16 protein-coding genes and 1 tRNA gene are annotated in these 18974 nt (G+C 37.5%); all 17 read left to right on the forward strand.

The window, feature by feature from the left end; translation table 11 throughout:
• The first annotated feature begins 33 nt into the window (after nt 1–33).
• The 17 genes from trxA (at nt 34) to MWU56_RS09460 (ending at nt 18970) form a co-directional block, all read left to right on the forward strand.
• Nucleotides 34–351, forward strand: coding sequence for a thioredoxin (gene trxA / locus MWU56_RS09380; protein ID WP_247043949.1), 318 nt, complete (start codon nt 34–36; stop codon nt 349–351).
• Nucleotides 352–433: 82 nt separating this feature from the next.
• Nucleotides 434–1363 carry a DUF58 domain-containing protein gene (locus MWU56_RS09385; RefSeq protein ID WP_247043950.1) on the forward strand — a complete coding sequence of 310 codons (930 nt, stop codon included), beginning with the start codon at nt 434–436 and terminating at the stop codon, nt 1361–1363.
• A gap of 125 nt (nt 1364–1488) precedes the next feature.
• Nucleotides 1489–1562: transfer RNA gene (locus tag MWU56_RS09390), tRNA-Asp, on the forward strand.
• A gap of 396 nt (nt 1563–1958) precedes the next feature.
• Entirely contained in the window at nt 1959–2402 is a 444-nt protein-coding gene (locus MWU56_RS09395) for a GNAT family N-acetyltransferase (protein WP_247043951.1), read from the forward strand.
• Between the two features lie 8 nt (nt 2403–2410).
• Nucleotides 2411–2608, forward strand: coding sequence for a 30S ribosomal protein S21 (gene rpsU / locus MWU56_RS09400; RefSeq protein WP_247043952.1), 198 nt, complete (start codon nt 2411–2413; stop codon nt 2606–2608).
• Between the two features lie 28 nt (nt 2609–2636).
• A complete protein-coding gene (locus MWU56_RS09405) occupies nt 2637–2828 on the forward strand; it encodes a hypothetical protein (RefSeq protein WP_247043953.1) in 192 nt (63 codons plus the stop codon).
• 15 nt (nt 2829–2843) lie between these two features.
• On the forward strand, nt 2844–3674 hold the full coding sequence (proC, locus tag MWU56_RS09410) for a pyrroline-5-carboxylate reductase (RefSeq protein ID WP_317236551.1): 831 nt from the start codon (nt 2844–2846) through the stop codon (nt 3672–3674).
• A 2-nt stretch (nt 3675–3676) separates the two neighbouring features.
• Nucleotides 3677–4453, forward strand: a complete 777-nt coding sequence (gene proB, locus MWU56_RS09415) for a glutamate 5-kinase (protein ID WP_247043956.1) — start codon at nt 3677–3679, stop codon at nt 4451–4453.
• Nucleotides 4453–5652: a glutamate-5-semialdehyde dehydrogenase gene (locus MWU56_RS09420; protein ID WP_247043958.1), complete on the forward strand. Its 1200-nt coding sequence runs from the start codon at nt 4453–4455 to the stop codon at nt 5650–5652. Before proB ends, MWU56_RS09420 begins: the two co-directional genes overlap by 1 nt.
• Before the next feature lie 182 nt (nt 5653–5834).
• Complete coding sequence (locus MWU56_RS09425) at nt 5835–6161, forward strand: YegP family protein (RefSeq protein ID WP_247043960.1); 327 nt, start codon at nt 5835–5837, stop codon at nt 6159–6161.
• Between the two features lie 492 nt (nt 6162–6653).
• Nucleotides 6654–8816 carry a DUF5723 family protein gene (locus MWU56_RS09430; RefSeq protein ID WP_247043962.1) on the forward strand — a complete coding sequence of 721 codons (2163 nt, stop codon included), beginning with the start codon at nt 6654–6656 and terminating at the stop codon, nt 8814–8816.
• Between the two features lie 360 nt (nt 8817–9176).
• Nucleotides 9177–12803, forward strand: a complete 3627-nt coding sequence (locus tag MWU56_RS09435; RefSeq protein WP_247043964.1) for a T9SS type B sorting domain-containing protein — start codon at nt 9177–9179, stop codon at nt 12801–12803.
• A 14-nt stretch (nt 12804–12817) separates the two neighbouring features.
• On the forward strand, nt 12818–13768 hold the full coding sequence (locus MWU56_RS09440; RefSeq protein WP_247043966.1) for a type IX secretion system membrane protein PorP/SprF: 951 nt from the start codon (nt 12818–12820) through the stop codon (nt 13766–13768).
• A gap of 10 nt (nt 13769–13778) precedes the next feature.
• Complete coding sequence (locus tag MWU56_RS09445) at nt 13779–14786, forward strand: hypothetical protein (RefSeq protein WP_247043968.1); 1008 nt, start codon at nt 13779–13781, stop codon at nt 14784–14786.
• A 201-nt stretch (nt 14787–14987) separates the two neighbouring features.
• Nucleotides 14988–15359, forward strand: coding sequence for a hypothetical protein (locus tag MWU56_RS09450; RefSeq protein ID WP_247043970.1), 372 nt, complete (start codon nt 14988–14990; stop codon nt 15357–15359).
• 278 nt (nt 15360–15637) lie between these two features.
• Nucleotides 15638–16300, forward strand: coding sequence for a hypothetical protein (locus MWU56_RS09455; RefSeq protein ID WP_247043972.1), 663 nt, complete (start codon nt 15638–15640; stop codon nt 16298–16300).
• A gap of 807 nt (nt 16301–17107) precedes the next feature.
• Entirely contained in the window at nt 17108–18970 is a 1863-nt protein-coding gene (locus MWU56_RS09460; protein ID WP_247043974.1) for a sensor histidine kinase, read from the forward strand.
• Nucleotides 18971–18974: the final 4 nt, after the last annotated feature.

Consider the following 18974-nt stretch of genomic DNA (forward strand, 5'->3'; position numbering starts at 1 on the left):
TGACTAACTTTGTATAATATTAAAATAAATAAAATGGCACTAGAAATAACAGATGCAACTTTTGACGAAGTAGTTTTAAAAAGCGACAAGCCTGTCCTAGTTGATTTTTGGGCAGCATGGTGCGGACCTTGTAGAATGGTAGGTCCGATTATTGAAGAAGTAGGACAAGAATATGACGGCAAAGCTGTTGTTGGCAAGGTAGATGTTGATGCCAACCAAGAGTTTGCCGCTAAATACGGTGTACGTAACATCCCTACTGTTTTGGTTTTTAAAGATGGCGAGGTTATTAACCGTCAAGTAGGCGTATCTCCTAAAAAAGTTTATACAGATGCTATTGATGCAGCTTTATAAAACTGTATAATAAACTTATTTTTAAAAAAGGTTTGGCAAATGCCAAGCCTTTTTTATTTTATCTTGTCCGAAGAAACAAGATATGGACTTACGATCGGAACTTAGTAAAGCAAGACTTTTTAAAAATTTGGAACTTTTGGCAAACCAAATTGTTGAAGGATTCATTAGTGGTATCCATAAAAGTCCATTTCATGGTTTTTCTGCTGAATTTGCCGAACATAAAATTTACAATCCCGGTCAAAGCACCAAACACATAGACTGGAAGCTCTACGCCCGTACAGACCGTCTATACACCAAACGTTTTGAAGACGAAACCAATCTCCGCTGCCATATGATATTGGATAATTCGGCATCCATGTATTATCCCGAACTAAAAGAACTGTCTTTGAACAATCTAAATAAAATTGGGTTTGGCGTGCTTTCCATTGCGGCTATAATGCAAGTTCTAAAAAAACAACGCGATGCTGTGGGACTTAGCATCTATTCCGACACCTATGATTTCCATGCCTCAGAAAAGAACAGTGAACGGCATTTTCAGATGCTCTATACCAAATTAAATGAGGTAGCGGCGAATAAAAATCACGCTAAAGAGACCAAGACTTATACCTTTCTGCATCAAATTGCTGAAAAAATCCACAGAAGGAGCCTTATCTTTCTGTTTACGGATATGTTTCAAACAGAAACAGAGGACACAAAACTTTTTGAAGCGTTGCGCCATCTAAAATACAATAAACATGCTGTGGTTCTTTTTCATCTTTTAGATCAAGAGCATGAACTTAATTTTGATTTTGACAATGTTCCCAAACGATTTGTAGATGTGGAAACCGGTGAACATATAGATCTATATGCCGATTCTATTAAAAAAGCCTATTCTGAAAAAGTGTTGGAATACCAAAAGGACATAAGATTGAAATGCGCTCAATACCAAATAAAATATGTAGCGGTTGACATAAGATCGGATTTTTCCCAAGTGTTGAATTCGTTTATGATTGAAAGGCAAAAATTTGTTTGATTATTTTTTTAAAAAAATGTTTTGCCGAATCCGAAATGAGAGTGTATATTTGCACTCGCTTTAAAAAAGCAATGAACAAGATTTGAATCCGACTGTAGTCGGAGTCTTCTAAAGATAAAATCATTGGTCTGGTAGTTCAGTTGGTTAGAATACCTGCCTGTCACGCAGGGGGTCGCGGGTTCGAGTCCCGTCCAGACCGCATAAAGCTCCGAGAAATCGGAGCTTTTTTTATTTCATTTAGTATTTTTGACCAACAAAATACAAGGTTCACTATAACGTTTTTCATACTTCAATTTACAGGCTTACAAACGTTATAAAAAACATAAACCCCACTATTATTGGGATTTAAGGGTAACATTACTTACCTTTGTTCAAATGAACGTCAAGCTCCACGAGAGAAAAAATTGTAGAATCCTAAGTTTTAATTATCTGGTATTCAGAAACCAGCCAGATAAGTTCATTCCGCCTACCTTATAATTATCTTCCCTTAACCTAGGAAGTAAACTAGCGACAATGGGGTGTCTATACATTTCCATTATTCCCTATTTGTAACCATTAACAAAAAAATAGAACCGTTATCGTTCAAAACAAAAGCATGGTAATCAAAACCTACGATGCCTATACAAGACTTTCTACAATGGAGGCAGACCGGTTTACTAATTTCCTTTTTAATTATCAAGAAGGAAAAAAAGCCGAGAAGAACGCTATTAGAAAGGCAATTCAATATTCCACAAAAGATATACCTGGATTGGGTGGATATGTTTTTTCAATGGAAGAGAAAGATGAAATTCTGGGACTGGCCGTTGTGAACAAAACAGGTATGGGAGACTATATTCCGGAAAATTTCTTAGTATTCTTTGTAATACACAGGAAGTATAGAGGTAATGATATTGAACAAAAACTATTGGATTACACCCTTCAATATTGCAAAGGCGATGTAGCCATTCATATTACAAGTGAAAACCAGTATCCGAATATAAAATTTTTTGAAAACAAAGGGTTCAATGCAACCCATTTAGAAATGAGATTGAACAGATAAAACATAATATGCTAAAAATTGAAGTTAAGTCAGGTGAGAGTATCGAAAGGGCTCTAAAACGCTACAAAAGAAAATATAGGAACACCAAGCGTTTAGACCAAATTCGAAGTCACAAAGAATACACCAAAAAGTCTGTAGAGCGTCGTAGAACATTAAAAAAAGCGCAATACAAAGAGCAATTCCTACTCGAACAGGAAGACCAATAAAATTATTAATCAAAGTATCAACAACAAAATGAAACTTTCAAAGATTAAAAGAGAAACGAAATATGAAAAACGCTATAGTGTTAAAATGGGGGAACTTACTACCCAGGTAACTTACATTCGAAAATACATCATGGGACTCCCCGTTCGCACCTTGCACAAATACCGTGAAACTTATGACGGAAAAGTAAAGGATTGCAAAGAATGTAATGTATTGGCATAACACCTTTATAATAGAATATTTAATTTCTTAATAAAACAAATGAAAGTATTGGTTATTGGCGCAGGTAACATGGGGCTTACCTATGCCACAGGTATGTCTAAGTCCAAATTGTTGAAAAAACGCAACATAATGGTCTTGGACAAGTCAAAAGAAAAGTTGGAAGAAGTGAATCAAATTGCTTATTTCGACGCTATTGACAGGATAGAAGACTGTGTACCACAAGCAGATATTATTTTTTTAGCCGTAAAACCTTATCATGCCGAAGAACTTTTTCAACGCATGAAAAAACTGGTTAATCCAGAACAATTGTTCATTTCCATAATGGCAGGAGTTACCATCAATTATATCCAAGAATCCTTGGGAATCAAAAAAGTGGTCAGGGCTATGCCCAACTTACCGGCACAAGTTGGTAAGGGTCTCACAAGTTATGTTTCTGCCGAAGAGGTTTCAAGATTGGAACTGTTCATGGTGGAAGGCCTATTGGACACTACAGGAAAATCGCTCAGGGTGAAGAATGAAAAATTCATTGATGCATCCACTGGAATTTCCGGGAGTGGTCCGGCATACGTTTTTTACTTTATGCAAAGTATGATGGAAGCTGCACTGCAAATGGGCTTTTCCGAAAACGTTTCCAAAGTATTGGTGAGCCAAACTTTTACCGGTGCGGTAGAGTTGTTCAACCAGAACAGCCATAACCCCGATACTTGGATGGAAATGGTTGCCTCCAAAGGAGGAACAACCAGAGCTGCCTTGGACTCCATGGAAGACAACAATGTAAATGAATTAATCAAAGAAGCCGCCTTTGCAGCATTTGGAAGAGCTGTAGAACTTGGCGAAGAATACTAAATATGTATAAACAACTAGTGGTCATCAAAGTAGGAACAAATGTGATGACCAACAAAGACAACAGAATTGTAAGACCTGTGCTCAATAATTTGGTACAACAAATTGCGGAGCTTTACGAAAGAGGCATCATAACCATCTTAGTATCCTCTGGATCGGTAATTGCCGGCAAGGAGGTATTGGGCAAAGCAAAAATCAAAGATAAAACGCAACGTAGGCAAGTGTATTCTGCCATTGGGCAACCCAGGATGATGAGGCATTATTACAACATCTTTAACGATTACGGTATGAAATGTGCCCAAGTATTGCCCACCAAAAGGGATTTTAACCCTGGGGTCCATAGAGACAATATGATTAACTGTCTTGTAGGCCTCCTTTCCGAAGGAGTAATACCGATTGCCAATGAAGATGATGCCGTTTCAGTATCCATGTCCATGTTTTCGGACAATGATGAACTCGCTACATTATTAGCACAATTGATGAAGGCCGATAAGCTTATTATGATGACGGATATTGATGGGCTTTACGATGGACATCCAGATAAAAAAGACTCAAAGGTTATAAACAAAGTTGAACCAAAAGAAGATCTGGACAAGTATATTGAAGAAGGAAACAAACAAGAAGGTGAAGGACGTGGTGGAATGGGTTCCAAATTAAATTATGCCCAAAAAGCGGCAGCTGCGAACATCCCCTCTTTTATTGTGAACGGAAAGAGAGAAAACGTACTCCTTGATATTATAGAAGGAAAGAATGTAGGAACAGAAGTTTCAAAAACAGAGTAATGAAATTATTAAATACAGATTTAAAAAATAAAGTTTTACAAGATATGGAGCGAATACTCGATGAAAATCGGGATGAGCTGCTCCAAGCAAACCAAAAAGACCTGGACGCGTTCAATCGCGACGATCAGGCTTTGTACGACCGTTTGGTAGTTGACCAAAAAAAGGTTGACCAAATGATTCAGGCAGTTAAGGAGGTTCGTATACAGGAAGACCCTGTTAACAAGGAAATTTCCACAAGGGAACTGGACAATGGCTTGGAAATCATCAACCGAACAGCACCGTTCGGAACCATTATGATTATATATGAGTCACGTCCAGATGTAACAGTAGAAGCTGCCGTACTTGCGTTCAAAGCGAATAACAAAATATTGCTCAAAGGAGGTAAAGAAGCCTATCATAGCAATAAAGCCCTTGTTAAGTTCTGGCACCAAGCATTGTCCGAAAATGGATTGCCAAAGGACTTTATCCAGTTCTTGGAAATGGACAGAACCCAGACACAGGAATTTTTAAGAAATCCAGACCAAGATTTGGACCTTATTGTTCCTCGTGGAGGTGAACGACTAATCGCTTTTGTAAAAGAGCATGCCAAATGTGCAGTTCTTATAAGCGGTCGGGGGAACAATTTCCTATATGTGCACAAAGAAGCGGACTGGGCAAAAAGTTTAAAAGTGATCCTAAATGCAAAAACCCATAAAATTTCGGCCTGTAATGCTTTGGACAAAATTTTAATGGATACCCAAATTGAAGGTTATGAGGACAAGCTTAAGGAATTGAAGGAAGTACTCACACTGAACAATGTCTCCATTATAGTGGACCCTATAGTTAAAAAGGTTCTGACTAATGAAGATACCATCACCGATAAAGCAATCTGGCAAGAAGAATTTTTGGCCATGAAATGTGTGATCGGAGCAGCAAACAACATTGATGAAGCCATACAAATAATCAATAAAAACTCTGGCGGACACTCTGCTTCCATTATGACAGAGAACAATGATGTGGCAAAGGTTTTTATGGAAAGTGTGGATTGTGCCGCAGTATATCAGAATGCCTCTACCCGATTCACCGATGGAGGTCAAATGGGGGTCGGAGCAGAACTGGCCATTAGCACCGATAAATTACACCACCGAGGTCCATTGGGCCTAAAACAATTGGTCACCAACAAATACTATGTATTTGGAGATGGACAAATAAGAGTGTAGACCACATATAATATAAAGTATAAAGGGGGCAAATTAGCCCCCTTTATTTTATAAATAACTGTCTTTCTATTTTCTAAATCCTCCCTAAGACATTAAAACCTTAATTTATTAACAATTTTCGCATCTTTTATTGGTCAAATTTTAAGAAAATATCTAGATTTATTACCTAAAATAGATTAAGTATGGGAAAATTTGAGATTAAAACGGATAAAGCTGGTAAGTTCAGGTTTAATTTAAAAGCTGGTAACGGCCAAGTAATTTTAAGCAGTCAGGGATATTCATCCAAAGATGCTTGCGAAAACGGGATCGAATCTGTAAAAAAACATTCACAGGACGATAAGTATTTTGAAAGAAACAAAGCAAAGGATGGAAGTCCATTCTTCAACCTAAAAGCTTCCAACGGACAAGTTATAGGTAATAGCGAAATGTATTCTAGTGATTCGGCCATGGAAAACGGTGTTGCCTCTGTAAAAAAGAATGCACCGGATGCGTCTGTGGAAGAAGTTTAAAAAACTATACCATTCATTAAATATAGAACAGCCCTAAGGGCTGTTTTTTTTGCTTGTTTTTTTCCTTCCTCAAATCAAAACGGCCATTCGTTAGTTCAAATAAGTCATCCGTTAATCGGGGTACTTTTATTCCATATATTGCTATTATGTTTGTCCTGCAATCAAAGCGTTACACAATTGAAAAATCAAGATCAATTTTTAACGTATGCACATATAGCAATTCACTTTTGAAGACTGTTGGTCATTAAAGTGTTTAGTTTAGTTGAGGTTTCCGTTACGCCAAGGAATTTTAAAATTCCTTGGTTGTAATGGTTTTTTTGTTTTTATATCCAACTATTATTAAGTAGGATTTTTCCGATAGCATAAAAAAAACATATACTCAATTCACCCATCCATCAATTCATAAGCCCGATTCGTTTATTAGCATCTAAATAGCATTATTATTTATGTTCTATTTGTGTTTTCAAAAACATGAAACCCAAATAGTAGAATATGAAAAATAAAATAATGTATTTAAGAAAACTAGTTATAGGTTTATTACTAGTTTCTACCATCAATGTAATCCAATCTCAATCTTACATTGGATTTTTAGAAGATAATTATAACGGTGTTCATGGAATTATATCTAACCCTGCCAACATTGCAGACTCCAGACTAAAAATGGATATAAACTTAGCAGGAATAAGCGCCCTCTATGGTAACGATTATATCGGATTTAATTTAAGCGATGCTTTTGCCGATTACAGCTCTGTTTTTGATAATGCTGAGACGTACCCATCAATAGACAACTTTTTGGCCTTTAATATAGATGTTATGGGCCCATCCGTAATGCTCAGCATCAATGAGAAAAGCTCTCTTGCTATTTTTACCCGTGGAAGGGGGGTTTTTAATTTAAATGAAGCTAACGGTTACCTTTTGGAAAAGGAAGGCGGTTTTAATGAAAATGAAGATTTCAATCTAGTGGAAAATAGTATATATGGCTCTTTTACTGCTTGGGGTGAAATTGGAGCAACTTATGCCAGAGTACTTTTAAATGATGAAGAACATTTTTTAAAAGGTGGACTCACAGGAAAAGTACTTCAAGGTATAGGTAATGTTTATATAGATGGTACCGGAATTTCAGTAGACTATAATGCTGGTGCAAGAGAAGTAACCACAACAGGGGAAATACGACTTGGTGATACCGGTAATATCGATGAAAATGGGAATACAGGAGAAGCCCTAGACCTTGACAATGGTTTTGGAATAGGTGGAGATATCGGATTCGTCTATGAGTGGAGGCCAAATCATGCCCGTTACACTAAAATGAAAAGTGATGGGAGTAGCGTTGATGATAGAGGAGCTAATAAATACAAATTAAAGTTGGGTCTTTCCATTACTGATCTAGGAAAAATATTGGACGTAAAAGGTACCGATCGTTTGTATAATCTTAATAAAATTCAAGATATTGATAATTTCGACGGAGATGTTTTGGAAGAAGCATTGTTGGACAACTTTGATCAAATATCGAGCACACAATCCAGAGACTATATATTACCCACAGCATTGCACACCAATGCAGACTTAAGTCTAAGCTCCAAATTTTATCTCAATCTTAATGCAGATATTTCACTTACATCCAAAACCAAAGCAAACACCGGAAGTATATTAAACCAGTATAGGCTTACCCCTCGCTACGAAACCAAATGGTTGGCCGTTTACTCACCTATCAGTCTTTTGAGCGGAGTAGGTTTTCAATGGGGTGCAGGATTTAGACTAGGGCCTATTTATATGGGGTCAGGTTCTGTTTTATCTTCAATAATAGGCAAAGACACTAAGGGTCTTGATTTATATGCTGGTGCAAAAATTCCGATATATCAAAGTAAGTTACGAGATAAGGATAATGATGGCATAATCAACAAAGAGGACAACTGTCCCGATATCGCCGGGCCTATTGAAAACCAAGGATGTCCCTGGAAAGATTCTGATGATGATGGAATATTGGATAAAGATGATGATTGCCCAGATCAAGCGGGCCCAGAAGAAAATAATGGATGTCCATGGAAAGATTCTGATGCAGATGGTATTTTGGACAAAGATGATGAGTGTCCAGAAACTCCAGGTTTAAAACTATTTAATGGATGTCCAGATACCGATGGTGATAGCATAGAAGATCGAAAAGATCGTTGCCCTGAAATTCCAGGTAAAGTAGAATATTCCGGATGCCCAGATACCGATGGTGACAGCTTACCAGATATTGATGACGATTGTCCAGAACTAGCAGGACCAATAAGCAATAATGGTTGTCCGGAAGTAACACAAGAAGTGCAAAAACAACTGAACGATTATGCGAAAACAATTTTGTTCGATACTGGAAAAGCCACTATTAAAACAGAATCTGTATCGACAATGGTAGATATCATTCAAATATTGAACGAATATCCAACAGCCAAATTCACTGTAGAAGGTCATACAGATAGTGTGGGTAGTAGCAACAGCAACCAAAAGCTTTCCGAAGACAGGGCTAATGCTGTGTTGAATTTCTTGATAAATGAAGGCATATCCAACAACAGATTGACTGCACTTGGATATGGTGAAGAAAAACCAATAGCATCCAATGCAACAAGAGACGGGAGACAACAAAACAGAAGGGTAGAAATCAATTTGATCAAATAACCATTCTTAACAAATATTGTATGTAAGAACTAGGTTTAGTGTAACTCTCGAGTTCCTATTACACGTTAGATGGTTCGGCCACCAAGAAAACTTGGTGGCTTTTTTATGAGTATTCCATTACAAGAGTTGTTCAATTACAAATACTTATAGTGCATTTTATTTATGAATAAACTTACAAAAATGTTGTTTTCCAAAACAAGTGATTTCTCATCTATAAACTAATTAGGGGCATTCGTCAATTCTAAAGCATCACTCGTTAATTAAGGGGTAATTATTTAAGACATAGTTCTTTATTTTATATAACCAAATCTTACCTGTTATACTCTTTTCAAGAAAACAACAGAATAAAATCAATTGCTTATGATGGTATTTTTACTCAAATTTTTCCTAGGACATAAACTTGGAAGAGAGTTCTCAGCAAAAAAAAATCAAATCTTTTTCTGTTGCACAATAGTATTGTTTACTTTACTAGTATCGCAACAAGCAACTGGACAGCATGTAGATACTTGGCTAACTGCGGACAGAGCGGTAAACTCACCACCTCTTCCCTCTCCAGGGCAACTCCAACTGTTTACCCCATTGCCTCCTGCCGACGGTACTCCGGTAACAACATGGTACGATTTTATCGACTTTACCGAACAAGATGCAGTGAGGCACCCTTTAAATCCAGCCGATTACCCTTTGGCTCCTCCTGCAGGTTTTCAACATTCGTTTGGAGCTCCTCCTTTTCTTACTCCTGTTGGGTCAGTACCAGGAATACCCACTTTAAGAAGAAACGTATTTAATTTTAACCCTGCAATAGAATTTGATGGCAGTGGAAATGGGCAAGCACTTCATTTTCGATCAGATTCTAGAAGCGAAACCACAATTTTCATCGTGTTCCGTGCGCAAGGAGCAGGTAATTCCGCAGAAACTCAAAGATTACTTTTTGGAGGCGATATAGAAACACACCATAACTCCACCACCAATCTATCTTTGGGTGTTTCGGATGGTAATCGCTTTTCAGTGGGAAGAACATGGGCTGGTGTAGGCACTTATTTTCAAGGCGGTGGAATAGACCTACTTGGAGAACCAACTGTGGGAGTCTTTGTACGGGATATTGACCCTTTGAGCTTTGAAGAAGAAAATCTTATAACAAAGGTAAATGGACTCAACGACATCAATACCTCAAGAAATCACGCACTTGCCGCAGATGACCTTTATTTATACAATAGGTTGGGCAAACATTTTAACAACAATGATTCCAATGCAAATCTTACTGGAGATATAGCAGAAATTCTTGTGGCCGATGGATCATTAGATGCTAATTCTATTCAAAGAGTAGAAAGTTATTTGGCCATAAAGTATGGAATAACATTAAACACTACAGGACAATTAGGCAGTATAGTAGGTAACCAAGGGTATAATTATTTGGCAGCAGATGGCACCATTATATGGAATATAGACCCAACATATCAATATGATATTTCGGGTATTGGTAAAGATAGATATGAAGATTTTGATGCAGGACTACCGGGTACACAAGGAGACCTTAAATTAAGGTACAATTTCTATCAACGCATATCTAAAAGTGTAAATACAGAAGCAAGGGTAACAATATCCACAAACTCCAATTTTACAACAGATAATCTTGATAATTCAAGAACATCAATAGATACAGGCCCTTCTTCATTCTCCTACGACCATAATTATCTTTTATGGGGAAACGATCACGCCAGTATAGCTTTGACCAACATCGAACTACCTATTTCTGGGGGTATTACCGAAAGAATTTCTAGAGAATGGAGAGTACAATCTACCCAAACCCCAGGGCGAACACCCATATCCGGAGTAAGTATTCGAATGGATCTTTCAAGTTCCGGTGACCTTCCAAATGAAGCTTGTCGCATACAACTCATGATAGATAGAGATGGAGATGGCGATTTCACTACTGGGCCTATCGATTTTGTAACAGCTACAAACGTAGTAGGCACGGATGTCTTTTTTGACAATGTTGATTTTGATCACCTAGACGTATTTTCGATTGGTCTAATAGAGGTTCCTGAGCTCGACGAGCCCGCAGAAGATGATGTTGTGGTTTGCGACGAGTATGAACTACCCCCTATCTCGGGGAACAACCTGACCGGCAACGAGGCTTATTTCACCCAACCCGACGGCAACGGGACAGAGTATGCCCCAGGGGATATTATCGCCTATGCGGACTACTCTCCTGGCGACTACCCCTTGACACTCTACATCTATGACGAAACGGGAACCACGCCCAACTGCTTTGACGAGAAGAGTTTCGAGCTTACCATAACAGCCAACGCAACAGCAGATGCAGGGTCCGACGAGACCATCTGCCAGGGAGATGACCTGGACCTCGCCCTATCCACCACCGTCCCTACCGCATCCGGGCAGGACGACCTGGCATGGAGCAGCGCAGGGGACGGGTCCTTTGACGACAGTACCATCCTGACCCCCGTATACACCCCCGGACCCAACGACATCATCGCCGGGAACGTGGTGCTCACACTGGAGGCCACCAGCACCAACTGCGGCGACGCACAGGACACCATGACACTGACCATAACAGCCAACGCAACAGCAGATGCAGGGTCCGACGAGACCATCTGCCAGGGAGATGACCTGGACCTCGCCCTATCCACCACCGTCCCTACCGCATCCGGGCAGGACGACCTGGCATGGAGCAGCGCAGGGGACGGGTCCTTTGACGACAGTACCATCCTGACCCCCGTATACACCCCCGGACCCAACGACATCATCGCCGGGAACGTGGTGCTCACACTGGAGGCCACCAGCACCAACTGCGGCGACGCACAGGACACCATGACACTGACCATAACAGCCAACGCAACAGCAGGGGACGACAGCGTCATTGCCATCTGCGAGGGGGATATTCTGACAGATGCGGATCTTTTCGCCCAACTCGGAGGCAACCCTGATATCGGGGGAACATGGAGCCCTGCCTTCGTAGGAGCCGGGGTCTACACTTATACCGTAGCTGCAATAGCTCCGTGTACCACCAATGCCACCGCACAGGTTACTGTGACCCAACAGCCAAATGCTGGCAATGATGCAGTCTTATATATTTGTCAAGGTGATACCATCACTGCGGCGGACCTTTTCAACGCACTTGGGGGAACACCTCATAATGGAGGAGACTGGAGTCCAGCTCCCATGGGGGCTGGCGTGTACACCTATACCATAGCTGCAGACGGAAACTGTTCCACCTCTACAATGGCACAGGTTACGGTAATTGAAGAAAACTTGGGAGCATCAGTAGATCCCGTCTATTACTGCAATGAGAACAACCTCCCCTCGAATTCGATTCTGGTAACATTTATAGATCCATCTGTAAACAATAATCTCTTGTATGCTCTAGATTCTACAGATCCAAATGACTTTATATTAAGCCCAAATTTTAACAACATAAATTCTGGTGACCACAGTCTCTTCATCATGCGCAATAACGGATGTCTTTTTGAGTATCCGTTTACCATTGAGGATATTGAACCTTTGGAACTTTCTGTTTCAAGTTCCAACATTAATCAGATCATAGCGAACGTGACTGGTGGATATACTCCTTACACTTATTACTTTGATAATGAAGACGGGACATCCTTCAATACATATACCCTTAATCAAAGTGGTTCTGTTGCGGTTAGGGTTGTGGACGATAGAGGTTGTGAAATCATAGAAATCATCACATCAAACTATGAAGATCTTCATATTCCAGACTTTTTTACACCAAACAATGATGGACAAAATGATTACTGGGGTCCAAGGAATATTACACGATTCCCGGATATCGAGACTTACATTTTTGATAGATATGGAAGGAAAATTCAGATTTTGGGTCCAACAGATGAATGGAATGGGGAATATGAATCAAAACCAATGCCTTCTGGAGATTACTGGTATATCGTGAAACTTAATGATGGGTCTGGGCGTGAATTCGTTGGGCACTTCACATTATATAGATAAAATTTAATAGATAAATGAAGAGAGTTCTAATTTTCCTGATATGTATGAATCTATTCCTTGTGAAAGGACAAGAATTAACCGTACCCCAATTGTCACAATACTTGTCCGACAACCCATTTATAATGTCTCCTTCATTTGCAGGAATAGGTAATTACGTGAAAATACGAATGAACGGAGTTACCCAATGGGTCGGTATTAAAGATGCCCCTGACACACAATCTTTATCGGCTGACGTGCGTTTAGGCAACAGATCGGGGGTTGGAATGGTCATCTATAATGATTCCAACGGTGAGACAAAACAAAGAGGAGCAAAAATCTCATTTGCACACCATTTGACCATTGATAAATATGATGATCATTATTTTTCATTCGCTCTTTCTTTTAATCTTAATCAAATTAGGATTGATATCGAAAACTTTGATCCGCAAGCTAAAGAGGATTTAGCGATAATTAACGATAGGGCATCGAGCAATCCAAATTTTGACATAGGAACTTTGTATCGACGTGGTGGATTTTACATGAGCATAAATGCGTCAAACATTCTCAATAAAGAATTCGAAAAGTTCAATCCGATATATGAACCGAACATCCTACGTAACTATTACGTTTATTCAGGCTATAAATTCAGAAAAAATAGGAGAACTGATTTCGAAATAGAACCTTCAGTCTTCTTTCAATATTTTGAAAATGACGGCAGGTCTATTACTGATGTAAACACTAAATTCAAGTGGTATGATTTTCTTGACTATTACTATGCGGGACTAACCTATAGATTTTTGAACGATCAATTGGGGTCACCGCTTTACATAGCACCTGTTATCGGACTTAAAAAAGGAGATTTCTATTTTGGTTACTCTTACCAAATAATTATGAACGAAATACTGGGCTACTCAAAGGGTACCCATGTAGTAACCTTGGGAATTGACCTATTTCAAGGAATTTCTAATTGTAGTTGTACTTATTAAAATTGATACTATGAAAATATTACCTAAATCTTTGTCAAAACTCAATCTAGTTCCTATTATTCTGGGTGTTTTTTGCTCGTCTTGCAGCCAAGACGATGCAATTCTATCCGTATTGGAAAGCCCAAAGGTTGTGTTGGAAAAATCGACAATGGATACAATTGTGTATGCCATAGTGGACAATTATGAAATTCCTATTTACCTGTCAGTTCCAAAAGGTTGCAACAATGTCAACTATCCTGCCGTGGTTGTCATGCATGGATCGGACGGTATGTGGACGAACCATGACTCAAACACTGGAAAAATGTCCGGACAAAATAGTGAATGGAGAGAACTGTTTGATCAGAACTGTATCGTTGGAGCCTTTGTAGATAGTTACTCTGGAAGGGGTGTATCTACAAGAACGGGGAAATGGATTACTGCTCCGGACAATTTTAAAATAAGTTCTCAATTTGTTCGCCCAAAGGATGCCAATGCTGCTTTGGAGGTTCTAAAAAAGCTGAAATTTAGTGATGGAACCAATGTAGTAAGGCCACAAGATATAGGATTATTAGGATTTTCCGACGGGGCAAGTGCCGTAGCATCCACTCTTTATGACACAAATAAAACTCCAAATGATTGGGAGTGGTCACAAAGTTTTGATGATAAAAAATATGATACTTCTTCCGGGGTATTGCCACCTGCACAAAAACCTAAAAGCGGGTTTGCTGGTGGAGTTTTCTATTATGGCGGCTCTGGAGGTTATAATTATTGGGGAGCAAATGCTTGTGGCGACAATGGTTTAAAGGGAAACATTTATGTACCCTATGCTCCAATGTTGTATCAAATTCCTGAAGAAGGTTATCTATCGGAAAACACGCTTTGCCTCATTGAATTATTGAACGAAAAGAAAGCTCCGGTGGAATTCAATTTTTATAAAGGAGTTGGCCATGGTTTTGATTTTGATGACAATAATCAAAGTTCAGTAGCAAGAAAAAACGCATTAAACTGGTTTAATAAAATATTACACATGGAGAAATAAGACCTATAACCAATACAAAATTGCCAGAATACCAATACCCTCCTGCTAAATGAGCATTTGTTAAATCGGATGCTAACTGGAACCTATATTTATAAGATTCTACAACCTCCCCAGGAGCAGAACCATCAACCTCGATAATGAAATTTGAACCGAAAGCCCAAAAAATGGGCCCAAATCAAAACACCTAAAACTTAATCGAAGATGAAAGGGGATTTTTTAGAAAACTGGATATTAGACTTGGTAAAATCAGAATATGAATTTGGTAAAATACCAAAACACGCCTCCTACAAACTAAGGGAGCGTATGGATGATTTTATTGAAGTGACCATTGAATGGGTCGACACAGATACGAATAACTACAAAATTGTGTACCATGCCAGAGCTTATGGAAAAATGAAAATAAATGACAGTATTGAAATCGCAAAAGATCCGGTTTTTGAATTAGAGAACTACTACACTTTAGAGATTCATACTTACATCAATCACATAAAAAGAAATTACAGCACGAGAAAAATTGCAAACTATGATGTAATGGGAGTCATTGGTCAAATGGATAAAACCAATAAAGAATAGTGCTTTTGAAAGTTGATTCAATAATTAATGGCCCATTCTGGACATTAAAAACCTATTATTTACAAAACTCGAATAGGTTTTATTTGAGAACCAACCATGCACTATCAATTATTGACCCGTCGAGATGCATTTCGTCAGTAGAAATGAGCATTTAATCGATATGTTTTCATCCGTCAATTCAGAACATGCATCCGTCTATTCATGGGTCAAAACTTCAATTATTCTTCGTTATTTGAACAATAATTAAAGTTCCCATATTTTTAATTTAAACAATCATCATGCATTTATTAACAATCATTTGGACATTGCTATGTGCACTTATAATCATAGGGTATCCTTTATATCTTTTAAAAAGATCTGCTACCACAACAAAAAGGCATGGAGAGTTATACGAACCAAAAACTCAGAATACGGTGGAGTTACTATCATTTGATATTAGAGAGCAACTGCCTGGTTGGTCCATTACTTTGGATGTTCCACAGATAACCGAAGAAATACTGAATAACAATCCAATATTGTTTTATTTGGAATCGGATGAATCCTGTTTAAAACTACCTCTTAACAATGCCACAATGGGCTATAAGGTAAATGTCTATAAAAATGTAGGGAAAGTTTATGTAACCTTTAAATCCGTTAAGGATGGAGTATCAAATTTTTATATTCCAACATGGCACTTGAAGAAACTGAAGGTTCTAATCATTAAATCAAAAGATAAAAGAATAAATGGTGATTGGGACGTTAGATCAAATGGATCCCTCATACACAAAAATTTAAAAAAATCAGGCATTAATGTAAATGATTACGAGGATGTTCTGGGTTATTTCAGCAACATCACATCCATTGATTTTAAAGGACATTATATTGCAAGAATACCCAATAAACAATTTCATAACCTATCTAAAATGCATCGTAAAGAACATGAATTATCCAATACAGCTTAACCATAAATCAAACTCATGAAATAATTAGTGTCCCCCTGCAAAAGTAAAGTAGGATTCTCCCTTAAAAAGGGGGTTCTATTTTACTTAAAACTGCTTATGTAATTTACTTAAATGAACTCAAAATGGCTATCCATGAACTCAAACCCTATCTACATCAAATTGCTGTTACATTTTAAATCTAGACAATGTAGATTTAACCATTGAGAAATATAAATATTGGGCTGCACTATGGACTTTAATGTTCATGTCTTCGATTCTGGCGATGAAGACGGTGTAGCCCAAAATATAATATCATAACATATCAATAAAACTCACCATTAGTAATTTCTTCAGCTGAAAGCAAGTATGGGGTTATGCTGCGCAACAGTTATCATAAGAAAAGAAAATGGTGAGTTGTTTTTCGTCCTTATATATCGGGAAAACTCTCTTTGATCAGAAATTTAGGAAAGCGAATGACAAGATTTTGAGATATACAATTAACTCTTCCCCCAAAAATGATTATTTTAAACAGGCAAAATTATACATAATTGCCATATCTAAGTTATGCAACAAAATAATTTGTAACCAAAAATATGCAGTAATGATTATTACACTTTTTTTAATCCAATGGTAAGAAATAGATGTGCCAATTAATCAAATATATAAATAATAATCAAATTCCCCAATAAATGAAAGAAAAATCTTTACAAATAATCTCCATAAAATATAACCCTGTCAATGCTTCAAATGATAAACAAACTAAGGTCTCTAAATAATGAGCAAATCATTATTTTAAAAGTTTATCATTGTTTTAAGTCGATTCTACAAATGTTTGGAGTACGATTATATTCCTTTAAAAATATAGTGTTTTGGACCTATACTTTTATAGTTTTTGGAATCCAATTTAACACACTGTCTGCACAAAATCTTTCTGCTGATCGCAAAACAAAGGAAGTTCCCTCTTATTTTTTAAAAGACAAGGCCAACGAGTTAGGAATTGAGGATATCCTTAAAGATGAATATACCTTCGCTCCATTTACTAATAAATCAATGGACGATCTTAATGCCTCCTATTGGATTCGTATTGATTTTAAAGATGAGCTTGACACTTTAACAACCCAAAAAATATGGCGTCTTAGAACAGCTGTTTTTAGTGAGGCTACTTTATATTACATGACTGAAAACACACTAAAACAAAAAGCTTTCGGGCAATTTGACGGTAATGAAAAAGATTCTTCTTTTTTCTACCCCAATGGCTTTCCATTTCAAAAACAGAATCTAATTTCCGGCAGATATTTGTATGTAAAAGCTCAAATGCATTTTAAGACTACTTACACGTTGCCTTTCCGCTATCTATCCAATGATTCCAATCGATTTTACACTACCTATTACACGGTACAGGAAGTAAAAAAAATAATTCCATCCATATTATATTTTGGTGCTTGTTCAATTCTCTTTTTGACCTTTATTGTAGTATACCTAAACATAAAAAAAACTGAATTTCTGTTTTACTCCCTATACGTATTTTTCTCTGCAATTTATCTTTCAGCAGCCAACATACCTTCATTACGATTCCTATCAGAAAGTAAAATAGGTTTCTGGACTGTACTTGTTTCACAAATACTGATCAACCTATTTTACCTGTTATTTTCCAAGCTATATCTAAATACCTCTAAGCACTATCCTTTACTCAACATCATAATCAACATTGTTGTGATAATTTTGGTTTTGTTGATATTATCACATGGTTTTACTTATTTCTCCGGTTTTTATATTGAGCAAGGAAGCATTCTAAATTTTCAAAGAGGTCTAATGACGCTTTTTGGGCTATTTTCTATGACGTATCTATTGTATAAAGCAAAAGATATACTTGTAACGTTTATAGTAGCGGGGTCATTTATTTATATGATTGGTGCATTGGGCTATTTGTTCACATTCAATAAATACTATATGATGGGTGGCTCCACTATAGAAATTTTTATTTTTTCTTTGGGGCTTGCCTACAAGATCAAGCTTGGTTATGAGGACAAATTGACTTTGCAAAAAGAAATCTCGATGAAAGAGATAAGTATCAAGCGAGCTCAAATGAACCCTCATTTTATTTTCAATTCGCTAAACTCAATTCAACACTTAATTCTAAATAACAACAAAGTATCCGCCTTAAGTTATCTTTCAAAATTTGGGAAACTGACCAGAAATATACTTGAGAGTTCCCATATGGCAACAGCAACACTTAAGGAAGAGATCAATTTGTTAAAATCGTATCTTGAACTGGAAGCTCTAAGGTTCGACAACTCGTTCAACTATTCTATAACCATAGATGATGAGCTCGATATCGAAAGTGTGGAAATTCCTTTAATGCTCATTCAGCCTTTTGTTGAAAATTCCTTGATTCACGGTCTAATCGGCAAAAAAGTAGGCAAAAAAAATATAAGCCTTAGATTTCTAAATAATGATGACCACTATATTGTTGAAATAGAAGACAATGGAATTGGAAGACACTCTAAAACAACTATATTTAGAAACGAAGAGCATAAATCACGCGGTATGGGCATCACCAAAAAAAGGTTAGAAATGCTTGATATAGATAATAAAAATAGAAATTCAATAGAAATTGTGGACAAATACGATTCTGACAATCAACCCAGCGGAACCAAAATAATTATACGAATTCATAACCCCTTAAAATAACCCT

Source organism: Allomuricauda sp. F6463D (assembly GCF_023015965.1).
Lineage (GTDB): Bacteria > Bacteroidota > Bacteroidia > Flavobacteriales > Flavobacteriaceae > Flagellimonas.

Excerpts from the sequence above, each read along its gene's own strand:
- MWU56_RS09385 (WP_247043950.1), top strand. The coding sequence starts at position 434 with ATGGACTTACGATCGGAACTTAGTAAAGCAAGACTTTTTAAAAATTTG.
- MWU56_RS09405 (WP_247043953.1), top strand. The coding sequence starts at position 2,637 with ATGAAACTTTCAAAGATTAAAAGAGAAACGAAATATGAAAAACGCTAT.
- MWU56_RS09425 (WP_247043960.1), top strand. The coding sequence starts at position 5,835 with ATGGGAAAATTTGAGATTAAAACGGATAAAGCTGGTAAGTTCAGGTTT.
- MWU56_RS09435 (WP_247043964.1), top strand. The coding sequence starts at position 9,177 with ATGATGGTATTTTTACTCAAATTTTTCCTAGGACATAAACTTGGAAGA.
- MWU56_RS09460 (WP_247043974.1), top strand. The coding sequence starts at position 17,108 with ATGTTTGGAGTACGATTATATTCCTTTAAAAATATAGTGTTTTGGACC.
- trxA (WP_247043949.1), top strand. The coding sequence starts at position 34 with ATGGCACTAGAAATAACAGATGCAACTTTTGACGAAGTAGTTTTAAAA.
- MWU56_RS09455 (WP_247043972.1), top strand. The coding sequence starts at position 15,638 with ATGCATTTATTAACAATCATTTGGACATTGCTATGTGCACTTATAATC.
- MWU56_RS09420 (WP_247043958.1), top strand. The coding sequence starts at position 4,453 with ATGAAATTATTAAATACAGATTTAAAAAATAAAGTTTTACAAGATATG.
- rpsU (WP_247043952.1), top strand. The coding sequence starts at position 2,411 with ATGCTAAAAATTGAAGTTAAGTCAGGTGAGAGTATCGAAAGGGCTCTA.
- MWU56_RS09450 (WP_247043970.1), top strand. The coding sequence starts at position 14,988 with ATGAAAGGGGATTTTTTAGAAAACTGGATATTAGACTTGGTAAAATCA.
- MWU56_RS09395 (WP_247043951.1), top strand. The coding sequence starts at position 1,959 with ATGGTAATCAAAACCTACGATGCCTATACAAGACTTTCTACAATGGAG.
- MWU56_RS09445 (WP_247043968.1), top strand. The coding sequence starts at position 13,779 with ATGAAAATATTACCTAAATCTTTGTCAAAACTCAATCTAGTTCCTATT.
- MWU56_RS09430 (WP_247043962.1), top strand. The coding sequence starts at position 6,654 with ATGAAAAATAAAATAATGTATTTAAGAAAACTAGTTATAGGTTTATTA.
- proB (WP_247043956.1), top strand. The coding sequence starts at position 3,677 with ATGTATAAACAACTAGTGGTCATCAAAGTAGGAACAAATGTGATGACC.
- MWU56_RS09440 (WP_247043966.1), top strand. The coding sequence starts at position 12,818 with ATGAAGAGAGTTCTAATTTTCCTGATATGTATGAATCTATTCCTTGTG.